At 63.0% G+C, this 24,579-nt stretch carries 26 protein-coding genes, 1 tRNA gene and 1 pseudogene; 17 read left to right on the forward strand and 11 right to left on the reverse strand.

All coding sequences use genetic code 11. From position 1 onward, the window contains the following. The first annotated feature begins 19 nt into the window (after window positions 1–19). Window positions 20–984 (forward strand): annotated as a pseudogene (gene speB / locus P9230_RS01690) (agmatinase). Between the two features lie 117 nt (window positions 985–1,101). Here the strand turns inward: speB and P9230_RS01695 are convergent. The 3 genes from P9230_RS01695 to P9230_RS01705 all read right to left on the reverse strand — a co-directional run bounded on the left by P9230_RS01695 (window position 1,102) and on the right by P9230_RS01705 (window position 3,181). Then, on the reverse strand, window positions 1,102–1,869 hold the full coding sequence (locus P9230_RS01695) for an alpha/beta hydrolase (RefSeq protein WP_095779572.1): 768 nt from the start codon (window positions 1,867–1,869) through the stop codon (window positions 1,102–1,104). A gap of 15 nt (window positions 1,870–1,884) precedes the next feature. Next, window positions 1,885–2,397, reverse strand: a complete 513-nt coding sequence (locus P9230_RS01700; protein ID WP_095825234.1) for a DUF192 domain-containing protein — start codon at window positions 2,395–2,397, stop codon at window positions 1,885–1,887. A 190-nt stretch (window positions 2,398–2,587) separates the two neighbouring features. Continuing rightward, window positions 2,588–3,181: a cold-shock protein gene (locus tag P9230_RS01705; protein WP_278117150.1), complete on the reverse strand. Its 594-nt coding sequence runs from the start codon at window positions 3,179–3,181 to the stop codon at window positions 2,588–2,590. A 259-nt stretch (window positions 3,182–3,440) separates the two neighbouring features. On the opposite strand from P9230_RS01705, the gene gloA reads away from it, so the two are divergent. Together gloA and P9230_RS01715 are read left to right on the forward strand one after the other, a co-directional pair. Further along, window positions 3,441–3,881, forward strand: coding sequence for a lactoylglutathione lyase (gloA, locus tag P9230_RS01710; RefSeq protein WP_066998873.1), 441 nt, complete (start codon window positions 3,441–3,443; stop codon window positions 3,879–3,881). Between the two features lie 118 nt (window positions 3,882–3,999). Next, window positions 4,000–4,287, forward strand: a complete 288-nt coding sequence (locus P9230_RS01715; protein ID WP_278117152.1) for a DUF2218 domain-containing protein — start codon at window positions 4,000–4,002, stop codon at window positions 4,285–4,287. 12 nt (window positions 4,288–4,299) lie between these two features. On the opposite strand, the gene P9230_RS01720 is transcribed toward P9230_RS01715, so the two are convergent. Together P9230_RS01720 and ilvA are read right to left on the reverse strand one after the other, a co-directional pair. Next, window positions 4,300–4,872: a DUF1697 domain-containing protein gene (locus P9230_RS01720; RefSeq protein ID WP_278117154.1), complete on the reverse strand. Its 573-nt coding sequence runs from the start codon at window positions 4,870–4,872 to the stop codon at window positions 4,300–4,302. Beyond that, a complete protein-coding gene (ilvA, locus tag P9230_RS01725; RefSeq protein WP_278117156.1) occupies window positions 4,869–6,125 on the reverse strand; it encodes a threonine ammonia-lyase IlvA in 1,257 nt (418 codons plus the stop codon). The genes P9230_RS01720 and ilvA overlap by 4 nt, the downstream gene beginning before the upstream one ends. A 215-nt stretch (window positions 6,126–6,340) precedes the next feature. Here ilvA and P9230_RS01730 point away from each other — a divergent pair, with 215 nt between their 5' ends. Next, window positions 6,341–7,450 (forward strand): alpha/beta hydrolase, encoded by a 1,110-nt coding sequence (locus P9230_RS01730; RefSeq protein ID WP_164746833.1) that lies wholly within the window; start codon window positions 6,341–6,343, stop codon window positions 7,448–7,450. Window positions 7,451–7,556: 106 nt separating this feature from the next. Further along, the gene (locus tag P9230_RS01735) at window positions 7,557–8,720 is read left to right on the forward strand and encodes an alpha/beta hydrolase (protein ID WP_278117158.1); all 1,164 of its coding nucleotides are present in this window, start codon (window positions 7,557–7,559) and stop codon (window positions 8,718–8,720) included. A 55-nt stretch (window positions 8,721–8,775) separates the two neighbouring features. Here the strand turns inward: P9230_RS01735 and ade are convergent, their stop codons facing one another. Next, the gene (gene ade / locus P9230_RS01740) at window positions 8,776–10,587 is read right to left on the reverse strand and encodes an adenine deaminase (RefSeq protein ID WP_278117160.1); all 1,812 of its coding nucleotides are present in this window, start codon (window positions 10,585–10,587) and stop codon (window positions 8,776–8,778) included. A 191-nt stretch (window positions 10,588–10,778) separates the two neighbouring features. Here ade and P9230_RS01745 point away from each other — a divergent pair, with 191 nt between their 5' ends. From P9230_RS01745 to P9230_RS01760, 4 genes are all read left to right on the forward strand, one after another. Next, on the forward strand, window positions 10,779–10,961 hold the full coding sequence (locus P9230_RS01745) for a hypothetical protein (protein ID WP_278117162.1): 183 nt from the start codon (window positions 10,779–10,781) through the stop codon (window positions 10,959–10,961). A 90-nt stretch (window positions 10,962–11,051) separates the two neighbouring features. Further along, the gene (locus tag P9230_RS01750) at window positions 11,052–11,720 is read left to right on the forward strand and encodes an outer membrane protein (RefSeq protein ID WP_127215175.1); all 669 of its coding nucleotides are present in this window, start codon (window positions 11,052–11,054) and stop codon (window positions 11,718–11,720) included. A 275-nt stretch (window positions 11,721–11,995) separates the two neighbouring features. Then, window positions 11,996–12,652 carry a class I SAM-dependent methyltransferase gene (locus tag P9230_RS01755; RefSeq protein ID WP_278117164.1) on the forward strand — a complete coding sequence of 219 codons (657 nt, stop codon included), beginning with the start codon at window positions 11,996–11,998 and terminating at the stop codon, window positions 12,650–12,652. Window positions 12,653–12,813: 161 nt separating this feature from the next. Then, a tRNA-Leu gene (locus P9230_RS01760) sits at window positions 12,814–12,899 on the forward strand. Between the two features lie 33 nt (window positions 12,900–12,932). Here P9230_RS01760 and P9230_RS01765 read toward each other — a convergent pair. Continuing rightward, window positions 12,933–13,511, reverse strand: coding sequence for an NUDIX domain-containing protein (locus tag P9230_RS01765; protein WP_127241121.1), 579 nt, complete (start codon window positions 13,509–13,511; stop codon window positions 12,933–12,935). Between the two features lie 153 nt (window positions 13,512–13,664). On the opposite strand from P9230_RS01765, the gene P9230_RS01770 reads away from it, so the two are divergent. From P9230_RS01770 to P9230_RS01780, 3 genes are all read left to right on the forward strand, one after another. Then, window positions 13,665–14,768, forward strand: coding sequence for an NADH:flavin oxidoreductase/NADH oxidase (locus P9230_RS01770; RefSeq protein ID WP_278117166.1), 1,104 nt, complete (start codon window positions 13,665–13,667; stop codon window positions 14,766–14,768). A 90-nt stretch (window positions 14,769–14,858) separates the two neighbouring features. Then, window positions 14,859–15,137 (forward strand): DUF982 domain-containing protein, encoded by a 279-nt coding sequence (locus tag P9230_RS01775; RefSeq protein ID WP_066998903.1) that lies wholly within the window; start codon window positions 14,859–14,861, stop codon window positions 15,135–15,137. A 32-nt stretch (window positions 15,138–15,169) separates the two neighbouring features. After that, the gene (locus P9230_RS01780; protein ID WP_067328195.1) at window positions 15,170–15,409 is read left to right on the forward strand and encodes a DUF2188 domain-containing protein; all 240 of its coding nucleotides are present in this window, start codon (window positions 15,170–15,172) and stop codon (window positions 15,407–15,409) included. A gap of 68 nt (window positions 15,410–15,477) precedes the next feature. Here the strand turns inward: P9230_RS01780 and P9230_RS01785 are convergent, their stop codons facing one another. Further along, window positions 15,478–15,759, reverse strand: coding sequence for a hypothetical protein (locus tag P9230_RS01785; protein ID WP_095802225.1), 282 nt, complete (start codon window positions 15,757–15,759; stop codon window positions 15,478–15,480). A 193-nt stretch (window positions 15,760–15,952) separates the two neighbouring features. Further along, entirely contained in the window at window positions 15,953–16,921 is a 969-nt protein-coding gene (locus P9230_RS01790) for an alpha/beta fold hydrolase (protein ID WP_095802224.1), read from the reverse strand. A gap of 132 nt (window positions 16,922–17,053) precedes the next feature. Here P9230_RS01790 and P9230_RS01795 point away from each other — a divergent pair, with 132 nt between their 5' ends. From P9230_RS01795 to P9230_RS01815, 5 genes are all read left to right on the forward strand, one after another. Beyond that, complete coding sequence (locus P9230_RS01795; RefSeq protein ID WP_095802223.1) at window positions 17,054–17,794, forward strand: competence/damage-inducible protein A; 741 nt, start codon at window positions 17,054–17,056, stop codon at window positions 17,792–17,794. Between the two features lie 103 nt (window positions 17,795–17,897). Continuing rightward, window positions 17,898–18,731, forward strand: coding sequence for a universal stress protein (locus P9230_RS01800; RefSeq protein WP_095802222.1), 834 nt, complete (start codon window positions 17,898–17,900; stop codon window positions 18,729–18,731). 210 nt (window positions 18,732–18,941) lie between these two features. Further along, window positions 18,942–19,442, forward strand: a complete 501-nt coding sequence (gene gpt / locus P9230_RS01805) for a xanthine phosphoribosyltransferase (RefSeq protein WP_066998919.1) — start codon at window positions 18,942–18,944, stop codon at window positions 19,440–19,442. 220 nt (window positions 19,443–19,662) lie between these two features. Further along, window positions 19,663–20,151 (forward strand): NUDIX hydrolase, encoded by a 489-nt coding sequence (locus P9230_RS01810; RefSeq protein ID WP_095802221.1) that lies wholly within the window; start codon window positions 19,663–19,665, stop codon window positions 20,149–20,151. Between the two features lie 115 nt (window positions 20,152–20,266). Next, window positions 20,267–20,578: a PilZ domain-containing protein gene (locus P9230_RS01815; protein WP_095802220.1), complete on the forward strand. Its 312-nt coding sequence runs from the start codon at window positions 20,267–20,269 to the stop codon at window positions 20,576–20,578. A gap of 51 nt (window positions 20,579–20,629) precedes the next feature. On the opposite strand, the gene P9230_RS01820 is transcribed toward P9230_RS01815, so the two are convergent. Beyond that, a complete protein-coding gene (locus P9230_RS01820; protein ID WP_095802219.1) occupies window positions 20,630–22,435 on the reverse strand; it encodes an ABC transporter ATP-binding protein in 1,806 nt (601 codons plus the stop codon). A 408-nt stretch (window positions 22,436–22,843) separates the two neighbouring features. Then, on the reverse strand, window positions 22,844–24,523 hold the full coding sequence (locus P9230_RS01825; protein WP_278117171.1) for an NAD+ synthase: 1,680 nt from the start codon (window positions 24,521–24,523) through the stop codon (window positions 22,844–22,846). Between the last annotated feature and the right edge of the window lie 56 nt (window positions 24,524–24,579).

Raw genomic sequence — 24,579 nt, forward strand, 5'->3', positions numbered from 1 at the left:
CTCTGAGATGACCGACACCATCGAAAACAACTTCTTCCAACCCGTCGACGCCGCCCAGGTGCCGCGATTTGCCGGGCTTTCCACCTTCATGCGGCTGCCGGCGGTGCCGAACGCGAAGGGGCTCGATATTGCCCTTGTCGGGATTCCTTGGGATGGCGGCACGACCAATCGGGCCGGCGCCCGCCACGGTCCACGCGAAATCAGGAACCAGTCGAGCCTGATGCGCCGCGTCCACCACGTGTCGGGAACCGAGCCGTTCAGCATTGCCAATGTCGCCGATGTGGGAGACCTCTCGGTCAATCCGATCAACTTGCTCGACGGATTGAAGCGCATCGAGGACGGCATTGCCGCCATCGTTGCTGACGGCGCTCTTCCTTTGGCCGCCGGCGGCGATCATCTGACGACCTTGCCGGTGCTGCGCGCCATCGCCCGCAAGGAACCCGTCGGCATGATTCACTTCGACGCGCATTCCGACACGAACGACCGCTACTTCGGCGAGAATCCCTATACACACGGGACGCCCTTTCGCCGCGCGATCGAGGAAGGGCTGCTCGACCCGAAGCGGGTTATTCAGATCGGAATTCGAGGCTCGATCTATGAGCCGGGCGAACACGACTGGGCGACCGCTCAGGGCGTGCGCATCGTATATATGGAAGAGTTCGTCAAACGCGGCACCGCTTCCGTCATGCAGGAAGCACGCGATCTTGTCGGCGACAGCCTCACTTACGTGACCTTCGACAACGATTGCATCGATCCGTCGATGGCCCCTGGCACCGGCACACCGGAGCTCGGCGGCTTCACCACCCGCGAGGTGCAGGAGCTGGTTCGATTGCTCGACGGATTGAATTTCGCCGGAGCCGACGTCGTCGAGGTCGCGCCTCCTTTTGATATTGGCGGCATGACGGCGCTTGCCGGCGCGACCTGATGTTCGAGCTGCTTTGCGTCATGGCGAAATCCATCGCCGACAGGAGAACGCGCGGCTAAAGCATTCTCCCCGAAGTGCTTCCAGTTTCGGGAAAAGGACATCGCAAAGGTCAAAAGCAGGTCGCGTTTCGCGCAACCTGCTTTAGACGCGTCGTCGCCCGCAGCGGACGGTATGGGTCAGAGCGGATTTTCGGCGTAGAACTCCAGCACGCGCTGCTTGAAGCTCTTGTCGCCGACGGCGAGCATGTGGTCGCGGCCCTCGATGCGAAAAGCCTCTGCGTGGGGCATCAGCGCGGCAAGCTCGTCGGGCGAGCCGGCGATGTCGTCCTTGGTCCCGACGGCAATCAGGGTCGGCTGGGCGATCCGCGCGACATCGTCCTCGCTCATTGACGCGCGTGAGCCGACTATGCAGACGGCCAGCGCCCGGCGGTCGCTGCGCGTCTGGTCGGCGAAGGCGCGAAACGAGCGGCCGCGCGCATGGCTGATCGTACCAGCATCCTCGGCCAGAAGCGCATCGGCGATTGGATCCCAGTCGCCGACGCCGTCGACAAGACCGATGCCGAGGCCGCCGAACACCAGCGTCGCCACCTTGTCCGGATTGGACAACGCCATGAAGGCGGATACCCGCGCGCCCATCGAATAGCCCATGACATGGGCGTGCTCGATGCCGAGGTGATCGAGCAGCGCGGCCGCGTCCGAGGCCATCTTGGCCGGCGTGTAGTCCGCCTCCTGGTAGCTCTTCGTCGACGCACCGTGGCCGCGATTGTCGACGGCGATGGCGCGGTACCCCGCGTCGTTCAGCGTCTTGAACCAGCCCGGCGAGACCCAATTGACGTAGTGGCTGGAGGCGAAGCCGTGGATCATCAGCACCGGATCGCCCTGACCGGACGCCGGCCGGCGGTCGAGGTAAGCGAGTTCGAAGCCGTCATGGGAAAAATATTGCATCTGGTGCAGCCGCGGTCAGTTGGAGCCGGCGCCCGAGGTCTTATCGATCGCTGGGTGACGCAGGAGATCGCCGTCCTTCAGACCGTCCTTGGCGGCCGTTCCCGCCTTCAGCTCAAGCACGAAGCTTACCGGCTGTCCGGGCGAGATGATCGCCTCCGACTCCGGTTCGCCACGCTTGACGGCCTTGATCCTGCCGTCCTGGCCGATAAAGACCAGGTCGAGTGGCATCGGTGTATTCTTCATCCAGAAATTCACCTCAGCGGGCCGCTCGAACACGAACAGCATGCCGTGATCGTCGGCCATGTCCTTACGAAACATCAGCCCGGCCTCGCGTTCTTCCGAGGTGTCGGCGATCTCGATGGAGAAGGAATGCTTGCCGGAGCCGGTGATCGCGACGAGCGGCGTCGGATCGGCAGGCAGCATCATCGCCTGACCGTCCGCCGAACTCGGTTTCAAGGCGCTGAAAATGGCGGCCAGAGCGATGGCGGCGCAAAGCGCGCCTGCGGTCAGCCAGTTGCGATGAGCCATGTGATACCTCGTCCAGGCCCTGTCCTAGACCATGATCCGAGCGAGTGGAACTGGTTTTTGGACAGGAACGGCCTTGCACCGGGCAGGGCATCCCGATCGTATCGAGAGAGCCCGATGCATGTCGCCCAAAACTGCCAAGCGGTTTTGGCGAACATACATCAAGCAAAAATAAAGTGCGTCGGGCCGCGCTTTAATGCGAGACCGGCAAGGTGCCCATATCGGGGTGTATTTCGGCGGCCATAAGGCCTTTCTCGCCGCGTCCGAAGCGAACCAGTACGACCTGGCCGGGCCTCAACTCGGTAATGCCATAGCGGCGCAGCGTCTCCATATGGACGAAGATGTCCTCGGTGCCCTCGCCCCGGGTCAGGAAGCCGAAGCCCTTGGTGCGGTTGAACCACTTCACCAGCGCCCGCTCGAGCCCGCTCTCGGCAGTCACGGTGACATGCGTGCGCTGCTCCTGCTCGGCCGGATGCACCGCTGTCGAGGCGTCCATGGAAAGAACCCGGAACGCCTGCAGGCCACGCTCGCCCTGCTTGACGAGACAGACGACGCGCGCGCCTTCCAGCGCGGTCTGAAAGCCATCTCTTCGAAGACATGTCACATGGAGGAGAATATCACCCGAGACGCCGTCGTCCGGAAGAATGAAGCCGTAGCCCTTGGCCACGTCGAACCATTTGATAGCGCCGGCGATTTCGACAAGCCCGGCGGAGTCGCCGCCACTGTCTCGCGTCAAGGCGTCGTCAAGGCTTCCGTCCCGCCTCGTAAAAGAGGCTTTTTCCCCCATAAGAACGCCCCCTTTTCCAACTGCAACCGCTAGTGATTCTTGCCATCAGATTAACACTGCGGCTTCCGGGGTGTGCAAGACCTGACGTGCCTTTTTTCACCGTTGAGCACCGGAAAGCCTCAATTGTTGTTTACCGGCGCGGCCTGAAGCGCAAAGGCGCGGCTGAAATCGATCACTCCATCGGTTTTGTCGGACGATTGCCCTTTGGCGGAGCGGCTCCTATGGTGCGCCGCAAACGTAACGCCGCGAGGAATCCGATATGCGCTATCTTCACACAATGGTCCGCGTCGCCGACATCGATCAATCGCTCGATTTCTACTGTAACAAGCTCGGCCTCAAGGAAGTGCGTCGCTACGAGAACGAGCAGGGACGCTACACGCTGATCTTCCTCGCCGCGCCCGATGACGAGCAAAGCGGCATTGCAGAGAAGGCGCCGCTGGTCGAGCTGACCTACAATTGGGATCCGGAGGAGTACAAAGGCGGCCGCAACTTCGGCCACCTCGCCTATGAGGTCGACGACATCTACGCCACCTGCCAGAAGCTGATGGACAATGGCGTGACCATCAACCGGCCGCCGCGCGACGGCAACATGGCCTTCATCCGCTCGCCGGACGGCATTTCCATCGAGCTCCTGCAGAAAGGCCCGGCCAAGGCAAAGGCGGAGCCATGGGCCTCGATGTCGAATACGGGAAGCTGGTAGGCGCCTGCCCCTCCCGGGGATTTGACCGGCCGGTCTATGGCGTTTTGCCGGATCGCGCCTATCTAAGCGCTTGTGGCGCCAGCCAGATCAGGCTGGCTTGATCCGCCGGGAGAATTTCATGCCGACCAGCCGCGCCGACGTCGCCACTGAAAACGCCAGCCGCTATCTGCAGCAGCTCTGCAAGCACTGGGCGCACAAGTTCCCGGTCGAATTCGACCCGCATCACGGCGCCATCCAGCTCTCGCTCGGCCGCACCGTGATGGATGCAGACGACAAGGCTCTCCACATCGCGGTCGCCGCTGACGACGCCGCCTCGCTCGAGCGGCTGGAAACCGTGGTCGCCGACCACATCAAGCGCTTCGTCTTCCGCGAGGAGCTGACCTTCGACTGGCAGAAGGCTGCCTGAAAGAATTGAGCGTCAGCCGGCGGCCTTGCTGGCCATTTCGAGCAGCGCAAGCACGCTGCGCCAGTTGCGCGCCGTGCCCGGCACCTTGAGCGTTCGCCCAATAAGATTGGCAAACACCGATTTGCCAAGCCCTTCCGGCGCATGCAGGTAAAGCACGTCGCCTTTGATCTCGAAGCGCTCTGGGCCGGCACACTTTTCCGCCAGCCGCTTCGCCTCTTCCGCGGTCGGCTCTCGCTCCAACGCATAGGCATGCAGCTTGGTAGGCTCGCCCGCAACCTCCGGATAGGGATTGTCCTTCACCAGGCGCTCGAACCAGCCGGCATTGCGCACCATGATGCGGGAATTGAACCCCCATTTCTTCTCGAAGGCCGCTTCGAGTGCTTTGGTCAGCGCCACAGCATCGCTGTTGTTGGCACGAAACACGACGTTGCCGCTTTGCACGTAGGTCGATACGTCTGTGAAGCCGAGGTCTTCGAAGAACGACCTCAGCTCCGCCATCTTGACGATGCGGTTGCCACCGACATTGATGCCGGAAAACAGGGCTACGAACACCGTTCCTTTGTCGCCCGTTTTTGGCCCGCTCATATGATGAACCCCGCGAGCGTCTCGTTGTCGGTGATGTCCTGATACTGCACGCCCTCGGCGTCGAAATTGGCCTTCAGCAGATCGAAATTGCGCCGGTCCTTGGTCTCTATGCCGATCAGCACCGAGCCGAAATTGCGCGCCGACTTCTTGAGATACTCGAAGCGCGTGATGTCCTCGTCCGGGCCGAGCATTTCGAGGAAATCGCGCAATGCGCCCGGCCGCTGCGGGAAGCGGATGATGAAGTACTTCTTCAGCCCTTCGAAACGCAGCGCCCGTTCCTTGACGTCCGGCAGGCGCTCGAAATCGAAATTGCCGCCCGAGACGATCGCGACGATGGTCTTGCCCCTCATCTCCTTGCGGGAAAAATCCTTGAGCGCGTCGATCGCCAATGCGCCGGCTGGCTCCAGCACCACGCCCTCGACATTGAGCATCTCGATCATCGTCGCGCAAAGCCGGTTTTCCGGGACAAGGCGCACCGCGTCGGCGGTGAATTCCTTGAGATGGCGCAGCGGCTCGCGGCCGATTTCAGCCACCGCCGCCCCATCGACGAAGTTGTCGACCTTGGCGAGCCTGATCCGCTTGCCGCCGGCGAGACTCTCGCTAAGGCTAGGCGCGCCCGCCGGCTCGCAAAACACGAAGCGCAATTCACGGTGCTGGTCGGCGAAATAGTGGGTGACGCCGGCAGCCAGGCCGCCTCCGCCCACCGGCAGCATGACGATGTCGGGCATGCGCCCGCCCGGCATCTGGGCTGCGATCTCATAGGCGACCGTCGCCTGCCCCTCGATGATATCCTTGTGGTCGAAGGGCGGCACCATATGCGCGCCGGCGGCTTCGGTGAACTCGAAGGCGGCGCGATAGCAATCGTCGAAGAAGTCGCCGACCAGCCTGATCTCGACGAAATCGCCGCCGAAAAGGCGCGTCTTGTCGATCTTCTGCTGCGGCGTCGTCACGGGCATGAACACCACGCCCTTTTTGCCGAAATGACGGCAGACGAAGGCAAAGCCCTGCGCGTGGTTGCCGGCCGAGGCGCAGACGAACAGCTCGGCATTGTTGCCGGCGGCGAGCGCCTTGCGGAAGAAGTTGAAGGCCCCCCTGATCTTGTAGGAGCGGACCGGCGTCAGGTCCTCGCGCTTCAGGAGGACGCGGGCGCTGGTCTTTTTCGACAGATAGTCGTTCTCCTGCAGCGGCGTTTCCGGAAAGATCCCGCGGATCGCCTCCGCGGCGCCTGCGACGCGGGAAGAAAAACTGTTCATGAGGCAACCGGCTCCGAGACCATGTGGTTCGCAGCCCAAGCCTATTGCATAGTTTGGTTTTCGCGGCCACCGATGCAGCCGCTCGCCGGCCTGCTGCCGCCACTTTGGTTTTCGCGCAACAGTGCCAAGGCGGTTGGCACCCGCCGATCAAATTTCCGCTGGACACGACTTACTTCCGCCGCACTTCCCCTGTCCGGGAGATTTCGCGGAGGCAGATGGCCAATTGCGGCCGGAATGGAAGTTTCGACGTGCATTTGAAGACGATTTGCATCATTGCCCTGGCCTTGCTGGTTGTAGGCTGCGCGGGACGACCGTCACAGGAAATCCTGGGCAGCGTCGTGGTGCCGACTACGGCGACCGAGATCGCCGGCAACCATTCGATCTTCATAGCCACCACCCGCAAGCGCTCAGACGACCCGAACAAGGTTTTCGACGGCGAGCGCTCGGCGACGCTCAATTACGCCCGCGTCAACGTCACCGTCCCGCCGGTTCATGAGACCGGTCAGATCGAGCGTCGCTCGCGCGGGACGTCGAACGATCCGACCAAATATTTCATGGCTTCCGAGGTCGTCGGCTACGACACGCAGCCGAAATTCTCCAGCGCGCTCAATGCCGACATCGACGCCCGCGGCGGCCGCGTCATGGTCTTCGTCCACGGCTACAACACCGGCTTCGACGATGCCGTCTACCGTCTGACCCAGATCGTCCATGATTCCGGCTATCCCGGCACGCCGGTGCTTTTTTCATGGGCTTCGGGCGCCAAGACCACCGACTATGTCTATGACAAGGAAAGTGCCGCCGCCGCCCGCGACCAGTTGGAAGTGACGCTGAGAATGCTGGCGCAGACCGGTGCGCGCCGCATCGACATCGTCGCCCATTCGATGGGGACGTGGGTGACGATGGAAACACTGCGACAGCTCGCCATCACCGGTGACCGCGACCTCGGCGGCAAGCTCGGCGATGTTCTCCTGGCCTCGCCCGACATCGACGTCGATGTCTTCAAGAGCCAGATGCGCCGCTACGGCAAGCCCGACAAGCCGTTCATCCTGCTCCTGTCGGACGACGACCGCGCTCTCCGGCTCTCCGGCCTGATTGCCGGTGCACGGCCGCGCGTCGGCGACTACAGGGACGCGGCCGACCTCGCCTCCTACGGCGTCACGGTGGTCGACCTCTCCAAGGTGAAGGGCAACGACAGCTTCAACCACACCAAATTCGCCGACAACCCGATGCTGGTGAAGATGATCGGCCAGCGGCTGCGCGAGGACGACGGCTTTGCCAGCGACCGCGACGTCACCGACCGGATCAGCCAGCTCGCCACTCAATAACCGTGTTCACGCGGTTGCCGCCCTGCACGGACTTTGAACTGGACCAGACCGCTCGCTGGTTTTATCGAAGGAGCCCGAGAGGTTTGCCGCCCTTGGGGGATCCCGGGTGATCGTGCGTTCGAAGATCGTCCTTGGCCTTGCCATCACGCTTGCCCTGACGGGCTGCGCTGGGCAGAACGCGCATGACCTGCTCAATCGGAAGGCCGTTACCGCGCCTGCATCGGACATTGCCGCCAAGCACGAGATCTTCGTCGCCACGACCCGGCAGCAGGCGACTAAGGACCCGCGGCAGGTTTTCGACGGCGACCGTTCGCTGACCACCAGCTACGCCCGCGTCGATGTCACGGTTCCAAAGATCCACCAGGTTGGCGCGATCGAGCGAGCCAAGGGTTCGGCCGACAGCATTCCGGCCAGGCAGTTCACCGCAACCGATGTCGTCCACTATGGGAACGCCTCGCAATTCGCCAAGGCGGTCGGCACCGATATTGCCATACGCGGCGACCGCGCCCTGGTCTTCGTGCACGGCTTCAACAACGGCTTCGACGATGGCGTTTACCGCCTGACGCAGATCGCGCACGACACGAATTATCCGGGCACACCGGTGCTGTTCTCGTGGGCGTCGAGCGGCAAGACGACCGGCTACATTTATGACAAGGACAGCTCCACCGCCGCGCGCGACGACCTCGAAGCGACACTGAGGATGCTTGCCAAGTCCCGCGCCAAAAGCATTGACATCATTGCCCATTCGATGGGGACCTGGCTGACGATGGAAGCTTTGCGCCAGCTCGCCATCACCGGCGACCGCGATCTCAACGGCAAGCTCGGCTACGTCATCCTCGCCTCGCCTGACATCGACGTCGATGTCTTCAAGAAGCAGATGATCCGCTACGGCAAGCCCGACAAGCCTTTCGCCATCCTTCTCTCGGGCGACGACCGGGCGCTCAAGCTGTCCAGCTTCATTTCCGGCGAAAAGCCGCGCGTCGGCGATTACGACAACGCGGCAGATCTCGCCAACTACGGCGTGACGGTGGTCGATCTGACCCGAACCAAGGGCGGAGACCGGTTGAACCATGCCAAATTCGCCGACAATCCGATCCTGGTGCAGTTGCTCGGCAATCGGCTGCGCACGCCTGCCGGTCTTGCCTCCGACGAGCCGGATCCAACGCAGCTCAACAATATCGGTCAGGGTCTCGGCAGGGCGGTCGGCTCGGTCGCCGAGGTGGTCATCACCACGCCGTTCAGGGTGCTGACGATCGCCACTGGCGGCTGAGCACCGGTTAGGGCGTGTCGAGGTTCGGGTCAGGCTGACCTCACCCGAACATCGACTAGACGAACAGATCGACCTTCTGGAACGACGTCACGTCGACAAGGCCGACATCGGAAATCCTGAGTTCCGGGATGACGACCAGCGCCAGCAGCGAATGCTGCATGTAGGCGTTGTTGAGCGAACAGCCGACCTTGCGCATCGCTTCCGTCAACTGCTCGGCTTTGGCCGCGACGATCTCGGCGCGCTCGTCCGACATCAGCCCTGCGATTGGCATTTCCACCAGCGCCAGTTCCTTACCCTTGGAGTAGAGCACGACGCCGCCGCCGACCTCGCTCAGCCGGTTGACGGCTAAAGCCATGTCCTCCTTGTTGGTCCCGACGGCGATGATGTGGTGCGCATCATGCGCCACGCTCGAGGCCATCGCGCAGTCTTCCATATAGCCGAACCCCGACACGAAGGCGTTGGTGACGCCGCCCGTGCCCCTGTGGCGTTCGACCAGGGCGATCTGGCAAATGTCGTTGCGGCGATCCATGGCGACCAGCCCGTCCTCGACGGGCAGGTCGGCCTCGAGCGCTCTTGTCGGCGCCTGGTTCTCGATAACGCCGATCACCCGCGCCCGCACCTCGTTGGCACCCTGTGGCGCGGCGATGTCAAAGTCAGACGCCTTGAGCCTTTTGCCGAGCTTGACCGTGTTTTTCGCCGTCCCGGGATAATCATAGGCCGGAATGTCGATCTCGAGCTTGCCGGCTTTCGCCAGCCTGACGCCGCGGCCATAGACCTCGTCTATCGTCATCTGGGCGAGATCGGAGACGATCAAAAGATCAGCCAGCCGCCCCGGCGCGATCGACCCGATCTCGCGCTCCAGCCTGAAATGCTGGGCGGTGTTGAGCGTCGCCATCTGGATCGCCGTCACCGGCTTCAGGCCCTGGCGGATGGCGTGCCGCACCACACGATCCATATGGCCCTCATGCACCAGCGTGCCGGAATGGCTGTCGTCGGTGCATAGGATGAAGTTGCGCGGGTCGATGCCGCCTTCGGTGACCGCCTTGATCTGCGCAGCGACGTCGTACCAGGCGGACCCCAGCCTCAGCATCGCCTTGATGCCCTGGCGCACGCGGGCGATCGCATCCTCGGCGCGCGTGCCCTCATGGTCATCCTCGGCGCCGCCGGCGACATAACCGTGGAACGGCAACCCGAGATCGCGCGAGGCATAGTGGCCGCCGACGGTTTTGCCGGCCTTCACCGTCTCAGCGATCTCGCCCGACATCACCGGATCGTTGGCGGCGACTCCCGGGAAATTCATCACTTCGCCAAGGCCGATGATGTTCTCCCAGGTCATCGCCTCGGCGACGTCTGCGACCGTAAGCTCCGCGCCGGCATGCTCCAGGCCGGGCGCCGAAGGCACGCAGGACGGCATTTGCACATGGACGTTGATCGGCATCGCGACCGCCTCGTCATGCATCAGCCGAACGCCCGGCAGGCCCAGAACGTTGGCGATCTCGTGCGGATCGATGAACATCGAGGTGGTACCGTGCGGGATCACCGCGCGGCAGAATTCCGTCACCGTGACCATGCCGCTTTCGACATGCATGTGCGCATCGCAGAGGCCGGGCACCAGATAGCGGCCGCCCGCATCGACCACCTTGGTCCCCTGCCCGATCGTGTGGCCGGCATTCGGCCCGCAATAGGCGAAACGTCCGGCCGCGACGGCGATGTCGGTGCCCGGAATGATCTCGCCCGAATGGACATTCACCCAGCGCCCGTTGCGGATCACGAGATCGGCAGCCCGGCGCCCCATCGCGACGTCGACCAGTTGCGTCGCCACTTCGGTCCAGGGCTTGGGTTTCGTCGGATTGGTGCGGCTCGCCATGAAGAAACTCCTGTTTGCCCGACTGTGCCAAGCTGGCGCGGTTTTGACCAGTTGGCAAAACTGCTTTGTTTTTAAGGCAGGACCGGTTCCCGACAGATCTCTCCTGCGGCAGGGCGAAATCTCGCCTAGACTGGATCTCCGGCTATTCGGGTTGCAGAAGAGATGGCAAAAAGATCCGGTTCGCAATTTTCATGCTGTCGGCATGTAGCGCCGGCCTGGCCTTCTTCACCTTGCATTCATTCTGGGCATGGGCCGCGCCGATCGCCATCTTCATCGCCGGTTCGTTACTAGCCGAATATGCTTTCACGCGGCTGGCCACTCCCGAGGAGAACCAGCGCGACCTGGAGGATCGCGTGCGCAACCCGCCGAAGTAAACCACTGTTGCAGGAATACAATTCCGTTTTCGGGCGAATAACGCTAGGTTGCACCGAGAAGTTTTCGAAACCGCCATTTCGGAGCGCTCGATGGGTCGCCTGACACTTGCCAGTGCCGGCTTTTTCGCCCTGCTGTCCGGGCCGGCCTTGGCCGCGGACGCGATCGCCGACCTGCCCATGACTGCGCCGGGCTTCGATTGGACAGGCTATTATGCCGGCCTGCAGGCCGGCTATGGCTGGGGCTCATCTGACATCTCCGGCACGGAAGGCGAGCCGTTCGCCGCTTCTCCCGATGTCGACGGCGGCTTCGTCGGCGGCCATGTCGCCGGCCTCTGGCAGTTCAATCAGGCGGTGATCGGCGCGCGCGCTGAGCTCAACTATGCCTCGATCGACGCTTCGGCCTTGCTCGACCCTGGCAATGCCGTCGGCACCGAGGTCAAATGGCTGGGATCGATCAATGCCGAAGCCGGCTTGGCGGTCGATCGCTGGCTGATCTATGGCGTCGGGGGCGTCGCCTTCGCCGGTATCGAGACCTCGCAAGACGTCGGCGGCAGCGGCTTCGCCAAGACACGCACCGGCACCGGCTGGACGATCGGCGCCGGGGTCGACTATGCGCTGAGCAGCAACATCGTCGTCGGCGCCCAATACCGTTACTACGATTTCGGCAAGGAGCATTTCGACGTCCCGGACGACTTCTCCGATCGTGATCAGGACCTGAAGCTCCATACCCTGGGCGTAAGCTTCAGCTACAAATTCTGATTTACGGAGCAGCACGGAACGAAGGTGGCCGGCGACCGCGGGATCAAAACAGAGTCGACCCACCGGGTTATTTGATGTCCGCCCTATAAGCAGCTCTCGAAGCGGCCGGCGCCGACTTCATTCCCGAGTACGGCGGCGGTGCCGGGGTGAGAACTGCGGAAGCCATGAAGCGGATAGCTGCTCCCCTTGGCAAGCCAGCTTGCGTGCGCCTCCTTTGCCTTTGACGGCCAATCCCTCTAAAATGTGCGGCCAAGAAGAAAGAGGGGGGAAGGCTTATGACTGAGCCTGACGCTGCGCACGAAGCAATCGTCGATACGTGGCGTAGTTTTGGCGCCTCCGATTATGAGTACTTTGAGAAATACGAAAACCCTGAGTTGGTGGCTTGGTTTTGGGCACCGGCGAGCCGCTTTCGCAAAGCTTTTGAGCGATATTTGAACTTGGATGATGTGCTCGAAATAGCCAGCGGTGCCGGACGTCATTCGGCGCAGATCGTCGGCCGTTGCAGGCGACTGACGTTGATCGATACTTCGGTCGATGCCACTGCATTGGCTAGGAAACGGTTTTCAAGCGCTTCTCATGTGACCGTGACGCTTTCACCGGACGGCAAGAGTCTACCGTTTGAAAAGGGGCGCTTTTCCTCCGTTTTCAGCTACGACTCGATGGTTCATTTCGAACCGCTGACCGTGGCGTCCTACATCATGGAAGTCGCCTCCGTCTTGAAACCGGGGGGACGAGCTCTCCTTCATCATTCGAACTACTCGGATAATCCAACCGCATCCTTCAAGGAAAATCCCGATTGGCGGAATTTCATGCCAAAGGGATTTGTCGAGCATGTCAGCGATCGTGCAGGGCTGACCGTCATCGAACAGCAGACGTTCCCGTGGAACGGGAACAGCGAGACTGACGCTCTCACCGTCGTGGAGAAGGGTTAACAGCGCGCCCTGCACTGGTCTTCTGCGGCCCGGAAGGCGAGCCATAGCCGGTCCAGTTGCGATGAGAACCGATGCGGAAGAGCAATATTCGGTGGCAATACGGTGCCATCCCGCCCACAAGGCTGGACTCGTGTCGGCCCAAGTGCTTGAAATCGCGGCGCGCGGACGTGGCGGAATTGGTAGACGCAAGGGACTTAAAATCCCTCGATCTCTGATCGTACGGGTTCGATTCCCGTCGTCCGCACCACCTTCGCTCCTCGAGCTTCGGGTGGCAGGCCACTCAAACCTTGATCGGATTGAGCTTCAGGTGCTGGATCAAAATGATGGTCTTGGCGTCGACGATACGGCCGTCGGTGATGCCGGCCAGTGCCTCGTCCAGCGGCATTTCCAGCACCTCGATGTCTTCGCCCTCTTCCGGAGCTCCGCCGCCGTCGGAAATACGGTCGGCCGGCGAATAGCGCGCGGTAAAGAACCAGAGCCGTTCCGTCACGCTGCCGGGGCTCATATAGGGCGCGAACAGCCGCTCAACGTTCTTCAAATGATAGCCGAGCTCCTCTTCCGCTTCCTTGCGGATGCAGGTTTCCGGATCGTTTTCGTCGAGCAGACCGGCACAGGCCTCGATCAGCGGCTCGCGATGACCGGTGACATAGGCCGGATAGCGGAACTGCCGCACCAGCAGCACCGTCGAGCGCTGCGGATCGAAAGGCAGGATCACCGCGCCGTCGCCGCGATCGTAGGTTTGGCGGATCTGCGTCTCCCAGCGCCCATCACGGCGGCGATAGTCGAGCACCGTCTTCTTGAGCACCGCCCAATCGTCGGACAGGACTTCTTCAGACTGGATGCGGACGCGATCTTCCATGATTGGCTCCGTGCTGTCGGCAAGCGTTATCGGCGAACAGGCGCGGGCGCAATCCTGGAAACCGACTGGTCCAGCGAGACTTTCACTGGCTGTTGTCTGGCGCGAAGTGCCGCGGCTGCCTAGATAGCGATATCTCTCCCAGGAGCCGTTTCCATGACATCATCGCTTTTCCAGCCGATCACCCTCGGCGGCCTGACCTTTCCAAACCGTATTGCTGTAGCGCCGATGTGCCAGTATTCGGCCGAGGACGGTTCCGCCAGCGACTGGCATCTGCACCACTGGATGAACCTGGCCATGTCCGGCGCCGGCATGGTGACCGTCGAGATGACCGACGTCGAGCGGCGCGGCCGCATCTCGCATGGCTGCCTTGGCCTCTACTCCGACGGCAACGAGGCGGCGGCCAAGCGCACGCTCGATGCGGCCAGGCGCGTCGCTGCGCCCGGCACCAAATTCGGCGTCCAGCTCGCCCATGCCGGCCGCAAGGCATCCAACAGAAGGCCTTGGGAAGGCGGCGGCCCCCTGCAAGCGGGCGAGGATCCCTGGCAGACCGTTTCGGCTTCGGCCATCGCCTATGACACAGGGTGGAATATACCGCACGCATTGGGCGAGGAAGAGATCCGGCAAGTCATCCAACATTTCGCCGATGCGGCCAAGCGGGCCGAGCGCGCCGGCTTCGACTTCATCGAGCTGCACGCCGCTCACGGCTATCTGATCTTCCAGTTCCTGTCGCCGCTTTCCAACCAGCGCACCGACCGCTGGGGTGGCCCGCTGGAAAACCGCATGCGCTTCGCCGTGGAGATCGCCAGAGCGGTGAAGAAGGCAGCGCCGGGCCTGATGCTGGGGGCCCGCCTTTCGGTGAAGGAATGGGTCGACGGCGGCTTCGAGATCGAGGAGGCGATCGAAGTGGCCAAGGCGCTGAAGGCGGAAGGCGTCGCCTATCTGTGCTGTTCCAGCGGCGGCAATTCGCCGTTGCAGAAGCTGCCCAGCGGCCCCGGCTACCAGGTGCATCTGGCCGAGGCTGTGCGCAAGGGCGCCGGCATTCCGACGCGCGCCGTCGGCCTGATCGACGATCCGCAGCAGGCCGAGGCGATCGTGGCCGACGGCCGCGCCGACATGGTGGCTCTGGCGCGCGCCTTCCTTGCCGATCCGCGCTGGGGCTGGCGCGCGGCGGCGACGTTCAGCGAGGAAATCCGTCCGGCGCCGCAGCTGGCACGCTCGGTCACGACGATGCAGCACTGGATGAAGGCCGCGGGCTGAACGGCTTGCACAGGTGACGATTGGCTGAGACCTTTGGGCGCAGCCTTCCGCCACCATTGCAACCAAATTGGCCGTTTTACGTTGGCGGCCATGACAGACAGCAAGCCATTTGAGAAGCCGGTGGTGGTCGAACTCGGCCATGTCGGCAAATATCGCCAAATAAGCAGCACCCGCGAAGCGGCCGAGTGCCTGATGACCGTATGGCCGCTCAATCGCGGCCAGCGGCATCGTGATGCTCTCGATACTTGCCTGAAAGCGCTGGAGGGGTATCGTTCGACGGCGGACGCGCGCCGCGCGCTGATCGAGGCAGCCGAGGAATCTGAAGTGCTGGTTCCCGAAGAAAGGCTGTCCGACGGAAAGCTGCATTGAGCAGGCAAAGGGCTTCTCGACCGGAGGATTCCATGGCGAAACTGACCTACAAGATCGTCGAGCATGACGGCGGCTGGGCCTACATGGTCGGCTCGACTTTTTCAGAAACATTTCCCACCCGCCAGGACGCGCTGCGCGCGGCTGAAATTGCTTCGGCCGAGCAGCAGGTCGCCGGCACCACGGATGGCATCCAGTATGAGGATTCCGAGGGTGTCTGGCATGACGAACTGGCCGATGGCCGCGACCGGCCGCAGACCGAAGTCTCAGATTAATTTCCGTCGCTCGACCTTGCTGCGACCGACTGTAAAAGCTTCACGTCGGTCGCTCGCTGGCGAACGGACTACTTGCCGCAATACTGGTCGTTGACGTTCGGGCCGGCATTCGCGTCGGGGCCGGCCGTATCCGAGGCGCATGGGCCGACGGCACCGTTGCCGAAGCTGTTTAGCGCGCTGGCGTCGCGATCGGAGTAAATGCTGCCCGTGGTGTAGGGATCAACCGGCACTTGCTTGCTATGGACCGGGCGATCACGATGCCACCACCACCAAGCGTCCGACGATTGTGCCATAGCCGAGGTGCCCATGGCCAGAACAAGCGCCGAGGCTGCAAAAATCTTCGTAAGCATGATTGGTCTCCATCTGGTGATTTGCCGCATTCTTGCTGGCCGGAAATTCGCCAGCCCGACACGGATTAGAACCGAGGGTTGGAGCCGAAGTTCCCGTTTAAAGTGTAGGTGAGGCAGAATGTCCGACACTTTTGTGTGACGGTTCGTGAACGGACGCGATCCCCTCTCGGCCTTTGACCCGAACGGGATCAATTCACGCTGGGAATGCGCGCGCGGCGATGCGCTCGATGAAGGCCACGACGCGTTCCGGTTCCACGAATTGCGCCATGTGCCCGAGCCCTTGGACGCGTTCGAAATCGAGCTCCCTGATCCTGCCCGGCATCGGTTCGCCATGAGCAGCGATGCCGATCACCCGGTCATCCGCGCCGAACAGAATGCCGGCCGGCATCAGGATCTCGCCATAGCGCTGTTCGAGGCGGCCGAGATCCTCTTCCACCGCCACGATATCGGTGGAGGTCGCCTGAAAATGGGCGGGCCGCAACCCGAGCCAACCACCTCCGGCGATCATGTAGTCCCTCGGCACGGCTTGCGGCGCAAAGATGAACTTCATCGTCGGCTCCGCATATTTCAGGCTGTACGGTATCGCTAAAGTATGGGCCAAGATCCAGCGCTTCAGGCGCGAGGGAACATAGAGCAGGTCGAATTTCTGGCGCACCCTCGCCTCCAGATGCGTCAGCGGCGCGATGAGCGCGATGCCGGAAATCGCCGTCGGATGCTCGATCGCAAGTGCAAGCGCGATGGCGCCGCCCAGCGAATGACCGACGATCAAAGGCCGTTCGAGCCCAAGCTCCTCGATGAAGCGCCGCACCACTTCCGCCTGTTCGGGCAGACGGCCGCTCGCCCCGCCCGCCCGCACCGAGTATCCCGAGCCCGGCCGGTCGAGAGCGATCAGCCGGTAGCCGGCGCCGAAGCGGCCGAACAGCGTGTGCCGGAAATGGTGGAGTTGGGCGCCGAGCCCGTGCAGGAACACGATCGGCCTGCCCTCGCCTGCTTCGACATAGTGGATGCGGCTGCCGCCGATCTCGATGAACTTGCCGCACGCCGGTACCAGCCTCTCGGCCTTGGTCGCAATCCACCAGGTTGCGAGCATGAAGCCGAGCACGACCGCGGCGGCCGCAACGAGCAGGCCACCGATCAGCCACGGCAAAATCGATATCAGCATCTCATCTTGCACCCGAGCCCTACCGACGCACCTTACTCGCAACCGTGTCTGCCACAAGAGCCCCGCCTCGCGTGCGCATTGCGGCCGGCTATCCGCCGCGTTATTTCAGGCCACCTGCAGCCGGAGTGAGCCATGCCCGAAATCGTCACAGCCGCCATGCTCGTCATCGGCGACGAGATCCTCTCCGGCAGGACCAAGGACAAGAATATCGGCCATCTCGCCGATATCATGACCGCGATCGGCATCGACCTGAAGGAAGTGCGCATCGTTCCCGACGAGGAGGACGAGATTGTCGCCGCCGCCAACGCGCTGCGCGCCCGCTACACTTATGTCTTCACCACCGGCGGCATCGGCCCCACGCATGACGACATCACCGCCGATTCGATAGCCAAGGCCTTCGGCGTGTCTTGCGAATACGATGCCAGGGCTTACGCCATGTTGGAGGCAAGCTATGCCGAGCGCGGTATCGAATTCACCGAGGCGCGCAAGCGCATGGCGCGCATGCCGCGCGGCGCCGACCACATCGATAATCCGGTGTCGATCGCGCCAGGCTTCCGTATCGGCAACGTTCACGTGATGGCCGGTGTGCCGTCGATCTTCCAGGCGATGCTCGACAATGTCGTGCCGACGCTGAAAACCGGCACCAGGATGCTGTCGGCCACCGTGCACTGCCCCTTCGGCGAAGGCCTGATCGGCGGACCGCTCGCCGACATCCAGAAGGCGCATCCCGACACCATTATCGGCTCCTACCCGAAATATGGCGACGGCAAATTCTGGACCGAGCTCGTGGTACGTGCCCGCGACGAAGCGGCTCTCGAGGCCGCGCGCCAGGACGTTGCGGCCATGGTGGCGGGCCTGTCGGCTGCGAGCTGACCCCGGAACCAGAAGGCGCGCGCCGACGTTTCTGGCACGGCACTTTCGTTGCGGCTATTGATGCCGGTGGCGATCTTGCGCCGATAAATTTGAGGGATCTGCCATGCGCTTCAAGACGATCGTCGCCATTCTGCAGAACGAACAGGACGCCGAGCGCGTGCTCGATTGCGCCATCCCGCTTGCCGAGCGGTTCGAAAGCCACCTCGTCGGCATCCACGCCGAAGCGCTTCCGGTCCCCTATACGTCGGCAACCGGTTTCCCCGACACCGAATTCCTGCAAGTCTCGGCCGAGATGAACAAGGAGCGCGCCGACAAGCTGCAGGCTGTCTTTCTCAGGCGCGTCGAGGATTCCGACCTGTCCTTCGAGTGGCGGAGCCTCGAAAGCTTCTCCGGCGACAGCGCGCTGACCGGCATTTCGAGCGTGCGGGCGGCTGACCTGATTATCGCCGCGCAGCGCGACACCGGGGGCGATCCGGGCGCCGATGTCGATACGCTGGTCTACGATGCCGGCCGGCCGGTGCTTGTCGTTCCGCATGCCGGGCCGCTCGTCACCACCTTCAGGCGTGTGCTGCTAGCGTGGAACGGCAGTAAGGAGGCGGCTCGTGCAGCATTCGATGCCCTGCCCTTCATCAGCGAGGCGGACAAGACCGACATTCTCGTCATCGATCCGCCGGAAACGCTCGACGAGGCTCCCGAGGCGGCGGGCGCCGAGATCGCGGCTGCCTTGTCACGCCACGGCGCCAATGTCAGCGTTTCCGTGCAGAAATCGGGGGCAAGCTCGGTCGACGACATCATCCAGGAGAGGATCGCCGAATCCGGCGCCGATCTGCTGGTGCTCGGCGCCTACAGCCACTCATGGCTGCGACAGCTCCTGTTCGGCGGCGTCACCCGCACCGTGCTGCGCACGGCAAACGTGGCAGCCTTCCTGTCGAGATAAGCCTGTCTCCGCGAAGTGGGAATCGGGTTCGGGGGACAAGGACATGTACCAAATAGGAACTTGCACCGCGTCGCCTGAACAGCGCGACGCGGTATAAGTACACAGCCATCCCTGGCGGCCACCTTGCCAAGGCCGGCGCTTTCCGGCTAATTCCGGCTGCATTCCATTGTATCTGCGCGCTGCGGCGCGCGCTTGCGGAGTGCACGAACCATGTCCCTTCCCGAAAAAGCCTTTCCGGTCTCCTGGGACCAGTTCCACCGCGATGCCCGCGCGCTCGCCTGGCGGCTTTCCGGCACCAACAAAGGCCAGTGGAAGGCGATCGTCTGCATCACCCGAGGAGGCCTGGTGCCCGCCGCGATCATTTCGCGCGAGCTTGGCATCCGCGTCATCGAAACGGTCTGCGTCGCCTCCTATCACGACTACACCAGCCAGGGTCAGTTGCAGGTGCTGAAGGAGATCTCGCCTTCGCTTCTTGCCGATGACGGCGCGGGGGTGCTCATCATCGACGACCTCACCGATACCGGCAAGACAGCCGGCATCGTGCGCGCCATGATGCCGAAGGCGCATTTCGCCACCGTCTATGCCAAGCCGAAGGGCAGGCCTCTGGTCGATACATTCGTCACCGAGGTCAGCCAGGACACCTGGATCTACTTCCCGTGGGACATGGGCTTCACCTATCAGAAGCCGATTGCCGACGATCACGCCGGCTGATCGTTGGAAGCTGCTGTTTCCGTCCAGCGCCCGCCCAAATCACTGTTTGCTGCATAGAGAAGGCTCTCGGGGAGAAGGCTCTCGGCGGCGATGATTTCGCAATGGCCTGCCCTGTCCGGGTTAAGCAAACCGAGTGAAGTTTTTTACTTTTATCGTCCACAATACGTCGTAAGATTCGTTTGACGGCAAATGATTCTAGAGGCTCGGGGCAGCTTCTACGATGTTGACGAGGCCAACGACGCACAACCAGATGGCCGAAAGAGTCCGACGACTCTTCGGCTCAGTGCCTTGCCGCCTGCAGGTTGCAGCCCTGCCTTGGCGTGAGAACGAAAACGGCGTCGAGATCATGCTGATCACCAGCCGCGATACCGGGCGCTGGGTGCTGCCGAAAGGCTGGCCGAAAGCCAGGGAGCCGCTTTGCGTAGCTGCCGCCCGCGAAGCGGGCGAGGAAGCGGGGTTGCACGGCACGGTCTCGCATCTCGAAGCCGGCCGCTATTTCTACGGCAAGGTCCTGGCATCCGGCGAGGAAGTGCCTTGCGAGGTCCTGGTGTTCCCGCTCAAGGTCGACCGGGTCGCGGACCGCTGGAAGGAAAAGCGCGCCCGCACCCGCAAATGGGTCGGCTCCGCCGAGGCCGCCCGCATGGTCAACGAGCCCGATCTTTGCCAGATCATTGCCTATTTCTGCGCCGATCCGCGAAAATTCGCCTGAGTCATCGCTCACATAACGCATATGTGACCCGACGAGCATGCCGCGCGTTGCGGTGCGCGAACATCGGTGCTTTGTGTGGTTAATGCAGTGCCGATTCGGCTGATGGCGTCGATCGATGACGAACTCCGCGCAACCACTTGAAGAAGACTCCGGCGAACACCGGCGCGAGCACCGCCAGCGCGTGCTCAAGGGCGGGACGATCATCACCGGTATCCAGAATTCCGAGGTCAGTTGCACGTTGCGCAATCAGAATGCCGGTGGCGCCGAGCTGAAAGTCGCACCGGAATCACGCGTTCCCGATCGTTTCCTGCTCTACGTCCCGCTCGATGGCGTGGCGTATCGCGCGGAAGTCCGCTGGCGCCGCAACGACCGCGTGGGCGTCAAGTTCACCGGTACCGAGGCCAAGCCCAAGTTGCACTACGGCTAACGGTCGGCCCGCAAGGCGGGAAGGCACCCGGCCGAAGCCGGATGCCTTTCCTCAGGCGACCAGGCCTTTGGTGAGTTCGAGCGCCTGGCGCTCGAACAGCCGGCGGTAGATACCGCCGTTCAGCCGGATAAGCTCGTCGTGCGAGCCTTCCTCGATGATGCGGCCGCGGTCGAAAACCAGCAGCCGGTCGAGTGCCCGCACGGTCGAAAGCCGGTGCGCGATGACCAATGTCGTGCGCCCGACCATCAGCCGCTCCATCGCCTTCTGGATGAGCACCTCCGATTCGGAATCCAGGCTCGATGTCGCCTCGTCCAGGATCAGGATACGCGCATCGGCCAGGAAGGCGCGCGCGATCGCCACGCGCTGGCGCTCGCCGCCCGACAGTTTCACGCCGCGCTCGCCGACCAGGGTTCCGTAACCCTTGGGCAGATCGGCAATGAAGTCGTGCGCGCTGGCGAGCTTCGCGGCATGCTCGATCTCGGCCTGCGTTGCGCCCGGCCTGGCATAGGCGATGTTCTCGGCCAGCGACCGGTGAAACAGGATCGGCTCCTGCTGCACGATGGCGATCTGGCTGCGCAACGATGATTGCGCAACCTTCGAGATGTCCTGGCCGTCGATCAGGATCCGGCCCCCGTTCACGTCATAGAGGCGCTGGATCAGCTTGACGAAAGTCGTCTTGCCCGATCCCGAATGCCCGACCAGCCCGACGCGTTCACCCGCGGCGATCTCGACCGAGAAGTCGCGATAGAGCGGCAGCCGGTGATTGCCGTAATGGAACGTCACCTTCTCGAACGCAATGCTGCCGTCGGTGATCCGGATCGGAGCGGCACCGGGCCGGTCCTCGATGCCGAGCGGTTCGGACTGGAAGTCGACCAATTCCTCCATGTCGTTGATCGAGCGCTGCAGGTTGCGGATATGCGTGCCGATATCGCGCAGATAGCCCTGCAGGACAAAGAACGACGTCAAAACAAAAGCGATGTCGCCGGCACTCGCCTCGCCCCACGCCCAAAGCATGAGCGCAAGGCCGATCACGGCCGCCCTCATCAAGAGCAGCATCGTGCCTTGCGCGGTGCCGTTGAACGTGCCGCGCACCCAGGTACGGCCCGTGCGCAGACGCCATTTGGCGACCACGCGGGCAAGCCGCGCTTCCTCGCGCGCCTCGGCGCCAAAACCCTTGACCACGGCATTGCAGCTCACCGCGTCGGCCAGCGCGCCGCCGAGGCGTGTATCCCAGCTGTTGGCGAGGCGTGCCGCCGGCGCGACGTAGCCAAGCGACAGCATGGCGGTGACGGCGATGAACAGCACCGAGCCGATCGCGACCACCAACCCCATCATCGGCCAGAACCAGCCGAGCAGCAGCGTCGAGCCGACCAGCATGACGAACGACGGCAGCAGCGCGATCAGGATCGTGTCGTTCAGCAGGTCGAGCGCCCACATGCCACGCGTTATCTTGCGCACCGTCGAGCCGGCGAAGCTGTTGGCGTGCCAGTCCGTCGAGAAGCGCTGGACGCGGTGGAACGCGTCGGCGGCGATGTCCGACATCATCTTCAACGTCAGTTCGACAATCCCCATGAAGGCGGCGTTGCGCAGCACCACAGCCGCCAACGCCAGCGCCATCAGGATGGAGAACGCCGTCATTGCGGCATGCCACGCAACCTCGTCGGCGCCGGCGCTGCTGGCGACCGCGTCGACCAGCCGGCCGGAATAGAGCGGCGTCAGCACGTCGGCCAGCGTCGAGAGCAGGAATGCGCCCATGATGAGCGACAGGCGCCACGGCTGGCGGCGCCAGTGGCCAAGCGTGAAGCCGAGCACGCTGCGAAAGGCGCTGGCGCGCAGATCTATTCTGAAACGAGCCATGATGTCATCCGGGAGCAGAGAGGCCCGGTCCCGCTAAAATCAAATTGGAAAACCCGCGCCGGCGCCCTATGGCGCCCTTAAAACGGGGAGGTTCAGTATGGCTGGTCGCGCGCCCTCGGTGGCGACCGGCAGAGCCAGATGCCTGCCTGCGGATGGCCTTCCGAACGGAGTTCGGACGGCCGGTGCAGATCTAGGCTTCGCGGCCTCGCATAACGATGTCAAATCCTGCCATACGGTCCTCCCGAAAGGGAATCGCGGAAGCGCTCTTATAGACGCGGCTCACCATCTCGCCAAGGCAGGGCGGCGCCAGGAGGGCTTCTTGTCCGGCCACTGAGACGATTTTGCAACAATGGTGGATTGCGCTGCGAACAGCGCCGGTTCAGGCGAACAGCTTTGCGTTTCAGCGGACTAGCGGCGATCCCGGAACCGATTGGTGATCGGGTAGCGGCGGTCGCGGCCGAAATTCTTCTTCGTGATCTTCACGCCTGGGGCCGCCTGCCGGCGCTTGTACTCAGCAATGTAGAGCAGATGCTCGACGCGCGTCACCGTCGCCCGGTCGTGGCCGCGCGCGACGATGTCGTCAACGCCCATCTCGTGCTCGACCAGGCATTCGAGAATGTCGTCCAGCACCGGGTAAGGCGGCAGCGAATCCTGGTCGGTCTGGTTTTCGCGCAGCTCCGCCGACGGCGCCTTATCGATGATGTTCTTCGGAATGACCTCGCCCGATGGGCCGAGCGCCCCCGGCGGCACATGCGCGTTGCGCCAGCGCGCCAGCGCATAGACCTGCATCTTGTAGAGGTCCTTGATCGGGTTGAAGCCGCCATTCATGTCGCCATAGAGGGTGGCGTAGCCGACCGACATCTCACTCTTGTTGCCGGTGGTGACGACCATCGAACCGAACTTGTTCGAGATCGCCATCAGGATCGTGCCGCGCGCACGGCTCTGCAGGTTTTCCTCGGTGATACCTTCCTGAGTGCCCTCGAAGAGCTGGGTCAGCGCATGCCGGAAACCTTCGACCGGCTCGGAGATCGGCACGATGTCGTAACGGCAGCCGAGCGCGCGGGCGCAATCCTCGGCGTCCTTCAGCGAGTCCTTCGAGGTATAGCGATAGGGCATCATGACGGTGCGCAGCCGCTCCTCGCCAAGCGCGTCGACCGCCAGTGCAGCGCAGATCGCGGAGTCGATGCCGCCGGAGAGGCCGAGCACCACGTTCTTGAAGCCGTTCTTGTTCACGTAGTCGCGCAGGCCCAGCATGCAGGCCCGGTAGTCGGCCTCCTCCCGCTCCGGAATCTTCGACATTGGGCCTTCGGAACAGACCCAGATGCCATCCCTTCGCTTCCAGGTGGTGACGTCGACGGTCTCCTCGAACTGGCTCATCTGGAAAGCAAGCGTCTTGTCCGCGCCAATGGCGAAGGAGGCGCCGTCGAAGATGAGTTCGTCTTGGCCACCAAGCTGATTGGCGTAGATCATCGGCAATCCGCATTCGATGACCTGACGGATCACCACCTGGTGGCGGACGTCGATCTTGGCGCGGTAGTAGGGCGAGCCGTTCGGCACAAGCAGGATCTCGGCGCCGCTCTCGGCCAGCGTCTCGCAGACGGCGATGTCGCCCCAGATGTCCTCGCAGATCGGGACACCGATGCGCACCCCGCGAAAATTCACCGGCCCTTGCAGCTCCGGCCCGGCCTGGAAAACGCGCTTCTCGTCGAACTCGCCATAGTTCGGCAGGTCGAGCTTGTAGCGCTCGGCGATGATCTTGCCGCGATCGGCGAAGACGATGGAGTTATGCGTGCCGCTCTTGCGCTTCAGCGGCGTGCCGATGATGACGCCAGGACCGCCATCGGCAGTGTCGCCGGCGAAATCCTGCGCTGCCTTTTCGCAAGCCTTCAGGAAGGCCGGCTTCAACACCAGGTCTTCCGGCGGATAGCCGGCGAGGAAGAGCTCGGTGTAGAGCACCAGATCGGCGCCCTGGCGGGCCGCATCCGCCCTTGCCTCGCGCGCCTTGGCGAGATTGCCGGCGACGTCGCCGACGGTCGGGTTGAGCTGGGCGACGGCAATGCGCAGTAGGTCGGGAGCGGTCTGGGTCATGAATTGGATTTAGCGTGGCGGCAATCGCCGGGCAATGGCGATTGCTTGTGCCACCC

It is taken from the genome of Mesorhizobium sp. WSM4887, assembly GCF_029625865.1.
Lineage (GTDB): Bacteria > Pseudomonadota > Alphaproteobacteria > Rhizobiales > Rhizobiaceae > Mesorhizobium.

Excerpts from the sequence above, each read along its gene's own strand:
- P9230_RS01790 (WP_095802224.1), bottom strand. The coding sequence starts at position 16,921 with ATGCTGATATCGATTTTGCCGTGGCTGATCGGTGGCCTGCTCGTTGCG.
- P9230_RS01785 (WP_095802225.1), bottom strand. The coding sequence starts at position 15,759 with ATGCTTACGAAGATTTTTGCAGCCTCGGCGCTTGTTCTGGCCATGGGC.
- P9230_RS01755 (WP_278117164.1), top strand. The coding sequence starts at position 11,996 with ATGACTGAGCCTGACGCTGCGCACGAAGCAATCGTCGATACGTGGCGT.
- P9230_RS01730 (WP_164746833.1), top strand. The coding sequence starts at position 6,341 with ATGGCCAATTGCGGCCGGAATGGAAGTTTCGACGTGCATTTGAAGACG.
- P9230_RS01745 (WP_278117162.1), top strand. The coding sequence starts at position 10,779 with ATGCTGTCGGCATGTAGCGCCGGCCTGGCCTTCTTCACCTTGCATTCA.
- P9230_RS01780 (WP_067328195.1), top strand. The coding sequence starts at position 15,170 with ATGGCGAAACTGACCTACAAGATCGTCGAGCATGACGGCGGCTGGGCC.
- P9230_RS01770 (WP_278117166.1), top strand. The coding sequence starts at position 13,665 with ATGACATCATCGCTTTTCCAGCCGATCACCCTCGGCGGCCTGACCTTT.
- P9230_RS01795 (WP_095802223.1), top strand. The coding sequence starts at position 17,054 with ATGCCCGAAATCGTCACAGCCGCCATGCTCGTCATCGGCGACGAGATC.
- P9230_RS01800 (WP_095802222.1), top strand. The coding sequence starts at position 17,898 with ATGCGCTTCAAGACGATCGTCGCCATTCTGCAGAACGAACAGGACGCC.
- P9230_RS01720 (WP_278117154.1), bottom strand. The coding sequence starts at position 4,872 with ATGAGCGGGCCAAAAACGGGCGACAAAGGAACGGTGTTCGTAGCCCTG.
- P9230_RS01705 (WP_278117150.1), bottom strand. The coding sequence starts at position 3,181 with ATGGGGGAAAAAGCCTCTTTTACGAGGCGGGACGGAAGCCTTGACGAC.
- P9230_RS01825 (WP_278117171.1), bottom strand. The coding sequence starts at position 24,523 with ATGACCCAGACCGCTCCCGACCTACTGCGCATTGCCGTCGCCCAGCTC.
- P9230_RS01775 (WP_066998903.1), top strand. The coding sequence starts at position 14,859 with ATGACAGACAGCAAGCCATTTGAGAAGCCGGTGGTGGTCGAACTCGGC.
- ilvA (WP_278117156.1), bottom strand. The coding sequence starts at position 6,125 with ATGAACAGTTTTTCTTCCCGCGTCGCAGGCGCCGCGGAGGCGATCCGC.
- P9230_RS01750 (WP_127215175.1), top strand. The coding sequence starts at position 11,052 with ATGGGTCGCCTGACACTTGCCAGTGCCGGCTTTTTCGCCCTGCTGTCC.
- P9230_RS01695 (WP_095779572.1), bottom strand. The coding sequence starts at position 1,869 with ATGCAATATTTTTCCCATGACGGCTTCGAACTCGCTTACCTCGACCGC.
- ade (WP_278117160.1), bottom strand. The coding sequence starts at position 10,587 with ATGGCGAGCCGCACCAATCCGACGAAACCCAAGCCCTGGACCGAAGTG.
- P9230_RS01765 (WP_127241121.1), bottom strand. The coding sequence starts at position 13,511 with ATGGAAGATCGCGTCCGCATCCAGTCTGAAGAAGTCCTGTCCGACGAT.
- P9230_RS01810 (WP_095802221.1), top strand. The coding sequence starts at position 19,663 with ATGTTGACGAGGCCAACGACGCACAACCAGATGGCCGAAAGAGTCCGA.
- P9230_RS01815 (WP_095802220.1), top strand. The coding sequence starts at position 20,267 with ATGACGAACTCCGCGCAACCACTTGAAGAAGACTCCGGCGAACACCGG.
- gpt (WP_066998919.1), top strand. The coding sequence starts at position 18,942 with ATGTCCCTTCCCGAAAAAGCCTTTCCGGTCTCCTGGGACCAGTTCCAC.
- gloA (WP_066998873.1), top strand. The coding sequence starts at position 3,441 with ATGCGCTATCTTCACACAATGGTCCGCGTCGCCGACATCGATCAATCG.
- P9230_RS01715 (WP_278117152.1), top strand. The coding sequence starts at position 4,000 with ATGCCGACCAGCCGCGCCGACGTCGCCACTGAAAACGCCAGCCGCTAT.
- P9230_RS01820 (WP_095802219.1), bottom strand. The coding sequence starts at position 22,435 with ATGGCTCGTTTCAGAATAGATCTGCGCGCCAGCGCCTTTCGCAGCGTG.
- P9230_RS01700 (WP_095825234.1), bottom strand. The coding sequence starts at position 2,397 with ATGGCTCATCGCAACTGGCTGACCGCAGGCGCGCTTTGCGCCGCCATC.